This is a genomic window from Parasynechococcus sp. (genome assembly GCF_042954245.1).
Taxonomy (GTDB): Bacteria; Cyanobacteriota; Cyanobacteriia; order PCC-6307; family Cyanobiaceae; genus Parasynechococcus.
Genome location: NZ_JBGKDP010000195.1, coordinates 1 through 6,963, shown reverse-complemented (window position 1 = coordinate 6,963; position 6,963 = coordinate 1). Strand labels below are relative to the sequence as shown.

The following is a 6,963-nucleotide window of genomic DNA, read 5'->3' as shown; positions in this document are numbered from 1 at the left end:
CAGGCCGCGGCTCAGCGCCAGCAGCGACAGCAGGATCTGGATGAAAGGGCTCTTGAGGCTCCCCCTGCACTCACGCCGGCTCCCACCCCTGCGCCAACGGGCGACACGGGCGACTCGGACGAGCCGCAGCTGGGTGACTTTGATCAGGACTTCACCTGGTCTGCCGAGGTGCTCGCGGCCCAGGGCCGTCGCGTCGATCAGGTTTCCTTCGAGGAAATCGATTGGTTGGGCCGGCTTCGCCGCGGCCTTGAAAAGACCCGTCAGGGCTTTGTTACTAGCCTTCTGGAGAATCTCGGTGACGACCCGCTGACGCCGGAGGTTCTCGACGATCTCGAAACCCTTTTGCTCAGGGCGGATGCTGGCGTCCAGGCTACCGATCAGGTGCTGGATGCCTTGCGTCAGCGGATGAATGAGGAGGTGGTCGACCCTGCGGAAGGGATTCGCTTCCTCAAGGAACAGCTGCGTGGCCTGTTGGATGCCCCGATCCAGGCCAGTGGTGTTCCTCTTCTGGCACCCGAACGGGATCGCCTCAACATCTGGTTGATGGTGGGGGTGAATGGAGTTGGTAAGACCACCACCCTGGGGAAACTCGCCAACCTGGCTGTTCGCAGCGGCTATTCGGCTCTGATCGCGGCAGCAGATACCTTCCGGGCTGCAGCCGTCCAGCAGGTTGAGGTCTGGGGAGAGCGCAGTGATGTTCCAGTGGTGTCCAACCCCAGCAGCAATGCCGACCCGGCTGCCGTTGTCTTCGATGCGATTGGCGCCGCTCGCTCGCGGAAGTCTGATCTGCTGTTGGTGGACACCGCCGGACGGTTGCAGACCAAGCACAACCTGATGGAGGAACTCCAAAAAGTCAGAAAGATCATCGACCGTTTGGCGCCGGAGGCGAAGGTTGAATCCTTGCTGGTTCTTGATGCAAGTCAGGGTCAGAACGGGCTTCGCCAGGCCATGGCCTTTGCCCAGGCGGCCGGCCTCACCGGCGTTGTGATCACCAAACTCGATGGTACAGCCCGTGGCGGCGTCGCTCTGGCGGTGTCGTCTGAGGCTGGATTGCCGATTCGTTTCATCGGCGCTGGGGAAGGAATTCGCGATTTGCGCCCCTTCAACAGTTTTGAATTCGTTGAGGCTCTGCTGGCTGGACGCTGAAGCGTTGCTACCTTGCGAACCTTGGGGGTGCGAGGTTGAGCAGCAAGCCGCCCGGACGTCATCCCAGCTCTGCGCAGCGGACCGGGAACCCCTCGCCCGAAGCCATGGCTTCGTTGCGTCAGCTGTTTGACAGCCTCAGCAGCGAACAGCGCCGTAATCAGGATCTGTTGGTCTCCCTGGGGTTTGCCCTCCGCAGCTTCACCAACCTCCAGCGCTTTCTCGAGCTTGTGCCTGTCGTGGCCTCGCGTCTGGTGGGTGTGGAGGGGGCCTTGCTTGTTCCGTTTCAGGCGGATGGTCGCCTCTGGCGTGATCAGCTGCAGGGGAGTCCAGCTGAGCCGTCCCAGGATCTGCTGCGGCGCTTGGCTGCCTTTAAACCCGGCGCTGCCGTGGGTTTCGGCAGCGACGATCAGCAGCAGCAGGCGCTCGACCGGCTGGTGCAACGCTGCCTTCCCAAAGCGGCTTTGTTTGCCACGTTTGTGACGGCCCGTGGTCGGCCGCGGGGCCGCCTTTACGTCTACGCCCGCAACGGCTCGTTGGTCTGGACCGAGGTGCACCGTCGGCACGTTCAGTTGGTGGCGGATCTTGCTGGTGTTGCGATCGAAAACGATCAGATGCTGCAGGACGCCCGCCGGCATGAGCGGGTGGATCGACAACTCAGCATCGGTGCAGAGATTCAGGCCCAGTTGTTGCCTGATCATTGCCCCGTGATCGAGGGCGTTGATCTGGCCGCGCGCTGTCGGCCTGCTTTTCAGGTGGGCGGTGACTACTACGACTTCATTCCCACCCGTCCGGAACTCATCGGTCGACGCCGTGAGCGGGGTCGCTGGGCCCTGGTGATGGGCGATGTCATGGGCAAAGGCGTGCCCGCTGGTCTGCTGATGACGATGCTGCGCGGAATGCTGCGCGCTGAGGTTCTCAGCGGTCTGCCACCGGATCGGATTCTCCACGACCTCAACCAGCTGGCGCAGGAAGACCTTGCGCAGTCGCACCGGTTTGTGACGCTGTTTTATTCCGACCTGGATCCGCGTACGCTGCGGTTGCGTTATGCCAATGCGGCCCACAACCCGCCCCTGCTTTGGCGCGCCGAGCGACGGGTGATCATGCGGCTCGATGCGGCTGGGCTTCTGATTGGTCTCCAACCTGAAGCTGAGTTCGCCCTTGGAGAGATTCGCCTCGAACCGGGAGACGTGTTGCTTTACTACACCGATGGTGTCACCGAAGCACCGGGGATCACGGGCGATCGTTTCGATGAGGTGCGGCTGATTCATGCCCTTGAAACGGCCTGTCGCAGTGGTCAGGGAGCGCAGGGAATTCTTGAAAGCCTGTTTGAACGCTTGGACCGTTTTGTTGGTCCGGATCGTCAGTTAGAGGATGACGCCTCGCTTGTGGTGCTGAAAGTTCCGGAGGCGGTCACGTTGCCGAGTGTGCAGGGACGGTCAATCGCCTGACAAGCTGAGGAAATCGACGGATGAATTGATGGCTGGTGGGGTTACCGGTGGTGCTGCAGGCACCTGGAGCGATCGTTTTGAGCAGGGTCTGCATCCTTTCATCGAGGCGTTCAACGCCTCCATCGGTTTTGATCTGACCCTTCTTCAGGAGGATCTCGATGGGTCGATCGCCCATGCCCGGATGCTCGCCAGCGTGGGAGTGATCACGGAGGCGGAAGCTGAGCAGTTGGTGGAGGGCCTGGAGACGGTTCGTGCTGAGGCGGTATCCGGTAGTTTCCAGCCCGGCTTGGCTGATGAGGATGTTCATTTCGCTGTGGAACGCCGGCTGATTGTCTTGCTCGGTCCAGTGGGCAAGAAGTTGCACACTGGACGTAGCCGTAACGATCAGGTTGGGACTGACCTACGCCTCTGGCTGCGGCGACGGCTGGATGGCCTGGATCAGGATCTGCAGCGGTTGCAGGGGGCGCTGCTGACCCAGGCGGATCGCCATCGCCGCACCATGATTCCCGGGTACACCCACCTGCAACGGGCCCAGCCGCTCTGTCTCGCCCATCACCTGCTCGCCTATGTCGAGATGCTGGAGCGCGACCGTGAGCGTCTTCAGGATGTGCGGAAACGCGTGAACATCTGCCCGCTTGGCGTTGCTGCCCTGGCGGGCACGCCGGTACCGATTGATCGCCAGCGCACCGCGAAGGAGCTGGGTTTTTCAGCGGTTTATGCCAACAGCCTCGATGCGGTCAGTGACCGTGATTTCTGCGTTGAGTTCTCTGCTGCCGCTTCCTTGGTGATGGTTCATCTCAGCCGTCTGGCGGAAGAGGTGATCGTCTGGGCGTCCGAGGAATTCGGTTTCGTGCGGCTCAGCGACCGCTGTGCCACGGGCAGCAGCCTGATGCCCCAGAAGAAGAATCCCGATGTGCCTGAGCTGGTTCGGGGCAAGACCGGACGGGTCTTCGGACATCTCCAGGGATTGCTGACCATGATCAAGGGTCTTCCTCTGGCCTACAACAAGGATTTTCAGGAAGACAAGGAGGCGCTGTTTGATGCCTTCCGTACAACACGTGATTGTGTTGAGGCGATGGCGATTTTGTTTGAGGAAGGGCTTGATTTCAGAGTCGAGCGCCTCAATGAAGCGGTGGAGCAGGATTTCTCCAATGCAACGGATGTGGCCGACTATCTGGTGTCTCGCGGTGTTCCATTTCGCGAGGCTTATCAATTGGTCGGTGCTGTTGTCCGGCGCTGTCTGGAGCAGGGATGTCTGTTGCGGGATCTTGATCTGAGTGCCTGGAAGGAACTCCACCCGGCCTTTGAGGCGGATCTGCATGACGCCTTGGCTCCCCGTGCTGTTGTGGCCGCCCGTCGCAGTGAAGGGGGGACAGGATTTGAGCGTGTTAATGAACAGCTTCAGCGCTGGTTACAGCGTTTCAACGAAACTCAGCCGGTGGGATGACTCTCACCCATAAACGGGTCTACGCTTAATCAGCCAGAGGTATGTCACTTCGTTCCGGAGTCATGGCCCGATGGCAATGTTCAAGGCCTCATCGGTCCACTGTTTCGTACCCGGTCCACGCAAAACGTGAGCATTTTTGTCGGCAACCTTCCCTTCCGCGCTGAGCAGGAAGATGTGATCGAACTGTTTGCCCAGTTCGGTGAAGTAACCAACTGCGCGCTACCCCTCGAGCGGGATACAGGCCGCAAGCGTGGTTTTGCCTTCATTGAGATGGCCGATGAGGCCACCGAAGAGGCAGCGATTGAGGGGCTGCAGGGTGCAGAACTGATGGGCCGTCCTCTGCGGATCAATAAAGCGGAGCCCCGCGGCAGCGCCCCCCGTCGTGGTGGCGGCGGTGGCTACGGCGGCGGTGGCTACGGCGGCGGCTACGGCTACGGCGGCGGTGATCGTCCCTCCGGCGCACGGGGCTGGGAAGACCGTAGCTATGGCGCCCGCGATAATGCTGGAGAGGGCAACGCCTACGACGAAGGGCGCAGCCGTCGTAGGCGTGGATCGTCTAGTGGCGGTGGCGATGATTATTCCGGTTACGGCGGAGCTGAGGGCTGACCTCAGCCGTTGATCAGAGTCCTGCGTCCTTGAGCTGCTGCCCGGCTTGGACCAGGACAGTCACATCGGCCCCGGGACGCTGGGTTTTCTCCCCCAGTTCCCGCCGCCAGTGCCTTGCACCACGGACGCCTTCCACGAGTTTCACTAGGTGACGGCAGAGGTCCCAGAGTCGGCCCCCTCGCTCCAGATGAGCGGCCGCATGGGGGAGCAGCCCGTCCACAACGTCTGACGCCAGGATCTGGCGTGACTCCTCCCCGAAAATCAAGGCATCGACGCTGGTCCAGCGCAGGGGATGGCTGTAGGCCGCCCGTCCCACCATGGCACCATCGCATCCCTCCAGCGCCTGAAGGCAGGCTTCAGGGGATTCCAGCCCCCCGTTGAGTTCAATCACCAGATCGGGGCGGCGTTGTTTGAGAGCCACCACGCGGTCATGCTGCAGCGGAGGAATTGTCCGGTTCTGCTTGGGATCCAGGCCCTCCAGCCAGGCCTTACGGGCATGAACCGCGAAGCGGCTGGCCCCAGCCAGTGCCACCCGATCCACGAAATTTGTCAGCAGCGCATCGCTGTCGAGATCGTCAATGCCGATCCGATGCTTTACGGTCACGGGGAGTCCCCCTGCGTCCACCATGGCTTCCACGCAGCGGGCGACCAGATCCGGCTCCGCCATAAGGCAGGCTCCGAAATTTCCTGCTTGCACCTTCTGGCTGGGACAACCCACATTGAGGTTGATTTCGTCGTAGCCCCAGTCCTGCGCCAGTCGTGCTGCCTCGGCTAGCAGAGTTGGATCGTCTCCCCCCACCTGCAGTGCGATGGGATGCTCCACAGGATCAAAGTCCAGCAGCTTGTTGCGTCGCTTGCTGTGGTGCAGTGCCTGCGCCACCACCATTTCGCTGTAGAGCAGGGCCCTGCGGCTGATCTGCCGCATCAGCACCCGGAAGTGGCGGTCAGTGCAATCCAGCATCGGGGCCACACTGAAGCGGTAGGCAGCGGTGAATCCGGAGGCCGTCATCAATCCATTAGAACCGCCCACGATTCCCGCTTCAGCATCGATGAGCTTGAGTGCCGCCGTTCTGTCCCGTCGATCGCTGTTGTTGACGGCAATGGCAGGGGTGTTTGGCAGTCTCTGGAGGCCTCAGCCTGTGCTGGCGGCGTCCAAAGCTGGCGATCCCTCGTGGGATCTCAATGCCGACCAGTGGCGTGAGCGGTTGTCTCCCCAGGTCTATGACGTGTTGCGCAATGAGGGAACGGAACGCCCATTCACGAGTCCGCTCAATGGGGAGAAGCGTTCCGGCGCCTATCACTGCGCCGGTTGTGATGCAGCGTTGTTTTCGTCAGAGGCCAAATTCGACAGCGGCACCGGCTGGCCCAGCTTCTGGCAGCCCTTGGATGGGGCCATCGCCATGAAAGTAGATTTCAAATTGATCCTGCCGCGCACGGAATACCACTGCAGCCGTTGTGGTGGGCACCAGGGCCACGTGTTTAATGACGGACCACGACCCACCGGCAAGCGCTACTGCAACAACGGTGTCACCCTCCGCTTCCAGCCCGCTTGATCTGATTGTTGTTGGTGGTGGTCCTGCCGGGTACATGGCAGCGATCACTGCAGCCGAGCAGGGGGTTCGGCATGTGCTGGTGCTGGAAAGCACCCCTGAGCCCCTCCAGAAGGTGCGCATCAGCGGCGGCGGGCGCTGCAACGTGACCCATGCCTGCTGGGACCCTCGTGAATTGGCCACCCATTACCCCCGTGGCAGTCGACCCTTGCGGGGGCCCTTCAGTCGCTTTGCCTGCGGCGATGCGATCGCCTGGTTTGACGAGCACGGGCTCACCCTGGTGGAGGAATCCGATGGACGGATGTTCCCGCAGCAGAACCGTTCTGAGGCCGTGATTCAGTGCCTGCAGAAGGCGGCAAGGGCGTCGGGTGTAAAGCTGCGCACGAAGGCCATGGTCCAGCAGGTGCGCGTTCACCCCGAGGGGGGGTTTGTGCTCGAGGGCCGCGGCCTGGAGCCTTTGTATGGGCGCTGTTTGATGCTGGCCACGGGGGCGCATCCCAGTGGCCGCAAACTGGCGGATTCTCTTGGTCACCAGGTGGTACCGCCGGTGCCGTCGTTGTTCAGCCTCACGCTGCAGGCTCCGGCCCTGACAGCCTGCAGTGGCATTGTCATTGACGATGTCGGCCTTGATCTGAACCTGGGCAACCAGCGCTTCCGCCAGATCGGGCGGGTGCTGATCACCCATCGCGGTCTGAGTGGTCCGGCCACGCTGCGTCTCTCAGCTTTTGCCGCCAGGGCTCTGTATCAGAGTCGTTATCGGGGTGAG

General features: G+C 61.8%; 7 protein-coding genes. 6 read left to right on the top strand and 1 reads right to left on the bottom strand.

Features of this window, described 5'->3' with window-relative positions; all coding sequences use genetic code 11:
• The 4 genes from ftsY to ACGVJ8_RS08755 form a co-directional block, all read left to right on the top strand.
• Positions 1-1,146, top strand: a 1,146-nt coding sequence (ftsY, locus tag ACGVJ8_RS08770; RefSeq protein WP_392347311.1) for a signal recognition particle-docking protein FtsY, incomplete at its 5' end; no start/stop codon positions are given.
• 35 nt (positions 1,147-1,181) lie between these two features.
• Positions 1,182-2,594, top strand: coding sequence for a PP2C family protein-serine/threonine phosphatase (locus ACGVJ8_RS08765; protein WP_392347309.1), 1,413 nt, complete (start codon positions 1,182-1,184; stop codon positions 2,592-2,594).
• 28 nt (positions 2,595-2,622) lie between these two features.
• A complete protein-coding gene (argH, locus tag ACGVJ8_RS08760; protein ID WP_392347307.1) occupies positions 2,623-4,041 on the top strand; it encodes an argininosuccinate lyase in 1,419 nt (472 codons plus the stop codon).
• 126 nt (positions 4,042-4,167) lie between these two features.
• The gene (locus ACGVJ8_RS08755) at positions 4,168-4,647 is read left to right on the top strand and encodes an RNA recognition motif domain-containing protein (RefSeq protein WP_392347305.1); all 480 of its coding nucleotides are present in this window, start codon (positions 4,168-4,170) and stop codon (positions 4,645-4,647) included.
• Between the two features lie 13 nt (positions 4,648-4,660).
• On the opposite strand, the gene dusA is transcribed toward ACGVJ8_RS08755, so the two are convergent.
• Positions 4,661-5,656 carry a tRNA dihydrouridine(20/20a) synthase DusA gene (gene dusA, locus ACGVJ8_RS08750; RefSeq protein WP_392347303.1) on the bottom strand — a complete coding sequence of 332 codons (996 nt, stop codon included), beginning with the start codon at positions 5,654-5,656 and terminating at the stop codon, positions 4,661-4,663.
• Positions 5,657-5,696: 40 nt separating this feature from the next.
• On the opposite strand from dusA, the gene msrB reads away from it, so the two are divergent.
• The gene (gene msrB, locus ACGVJ8_RS08745; protein ID WP_392347301.1) at positions 5,697-6,200 is read left to right on the top strand and encodes a peptide-methionine (R)-S-oxide reductase MsrB; all 504 of its coding nucleotides are present in this window, start codon (positions 5,697-5,699) and stop codon (positions 6,198-6,200) included.
• On the top strand, positions 6,172-6,963 hold a 792-nt coding region (locus ACGVJ8_RS08740), incomplete at its 3' end, for an aminoacetone oxidase family FAD-binding enzyme (protein WP_392347299.1). The genes msrB and ACGVJ8_RS08740, both read left to right, overlap by 29 nt.